Consider the following 1,726-nt stretch of genomic DNA (forward strand, 5'->3'; position numbering starts at 1 on the left):
TTGGGTGAAAATTGTAATAAGCGCACTTTTTTCAGTATAACCGATAATTCATCAACTTATTTATTTTTCATTCCTTATCACCCTATTCTCCCGACTTCAATTTTATAGAACTATGGTGGTCGCAACTCAAATCTTTTTTACGTCAGTTCTCAGCGAGCACCACCACTCCAGGTTGACATTTTGCTAGCTTTTGCCCGCTTATTTGGTCAATCCTAAGCACTTCAAAAACTGGTTTACAAGCTGCTGCTACTGTACTTCATAAACCTGGAATAGGCTGTATTTCACAGGTTTCCCAAATCTACTAGGGCAGAACCAATAGGGTTCAGATAAGACACTCATGGAGACAAAACACTGTGAAAAATAGATACTGCGAAGGCGCGTGCCTGCCCGAAGGGCTTATGCTTCGCTATTCGCTCTCTTCGGAAAAAAAACATTAACTGAACCGTATTGGGGGCAGAACTCCTATCGAATAGTTCCATTTTCAAATCAAACAGTTTTTTTGAAACACGCAGAATGAATTTTCTGCGTGATACCCAAACCACGCAAGCAGCCGTTTGATGCGGTAGGTGTGGTTTTTTATTGACTGTCAGAACTCGGCTAAGCCTCTAGCCTCAATTCCATCAACTCGGTAATCCGCTCGCGCACAACGGTGTCCTCAGTAACCAGCCAAGCCGTGATGGTGGCCGCATCGTACCGAGTCCCCGGTGTACCCCATGCGTACATCTGGGCGAGCAGACTTTGGATTTGTGCGGGATACAGTTCCGGCCACCAAACAATTGCGATTTCTCGCAGTTTTTCGGCATCGGTGGGGGCGATAATTTCTGGCTCTGGCGTGGTTTCGGCGGGTTTTGGTTCCTGCGAGTTGTCTGCAAGTGCGAGAGGCTTCGCCGTCAGTTCCGAGAATATCGCTCGCTCCGAATCGGTCAAAGCGGCCCAAACTTTCTCGCGGTTTGCAGCTCCCCTGGCACAGACATCTTTAAGGATTGGCAAGATGTCAGCCGCTGTCCGTCGTGCAGATTTGGGGTCGGGTTCTGCTATTGCCACCCAAATCATCTGCACGAGTTCGAGCTCATCTTCGTTGAGTTCTGAATGCGGGGTTTGAAGGGGTTGCTGCGGGGTTGCTGGGGGGTTTGTTGCGGAGTTTAAATCCGCGACTGGCAAGGGTTTTGGTATTTCGACGGGGTTGACGGGGTTCAAACCTACTTTTTCTATTATTTCTGACTGCTGACTTGTGATTTGGCTTTCTTCAATCAACCCAGAAGAAGACTCTAACTTTTCTGAACAGTGATGACTGGTACCGCGACTTTCCTCAGTCAACCCAGAAGAAGACTCTAACTTTTCACAAAAGTGATGACTTGTGATTTGACTTTCCTCAGTCAACGAAGAAGAAGACTCGAACTTTTCACAAAAGCTTTGAGCTTCTAAAGCCCGTAAATGGCTGTAATTCCCGTCTGGTAAGGATTCTGAATCCCGTTCTAACCCCGTATTCACCCCGTTTAGCTCTGTGTTGCACCCCGTATCAGTAGGGAGATTCTGGGGGATAAGCGCTGAAAGTGAATCAGAATGAGTGGGTGATGTTTCCCCTTCGGTGCGAAATCTCAATCCTTCAAACCAACTGCGGCCGCCGGAGCGTTTCCATTTGACCCCAGTAAGTTCCAGATAATCGTTGCAGAGTTCTGAGAGCATCTTGGGATACTTGATATGAGAAACTGCCTTGAGCGCGGTG

General features: G+C 47.5%; 1 pseudogene. It reads right to left on the bottom strand.

Annotation, left to right across the window (positions count from 1 at the left end):
• Nucleotides 1-597 precede the first annotated feature (597 nt).
• Nucleotides 598-1,726 (bottom strand): annotated as a pseudogene (locus QUB06_RS34505) (hypothetical protein); the annotation flags it as partial.

Source organism: Microcoleus sp. D2_18a_D3 (genome assembly GCF_036702455.1).
Lineage (GTDB): Bacteria > Cyanobacteriota > Cyanobacteriia > Cyanobacteriales > Microcoleaceae > Microcoleus.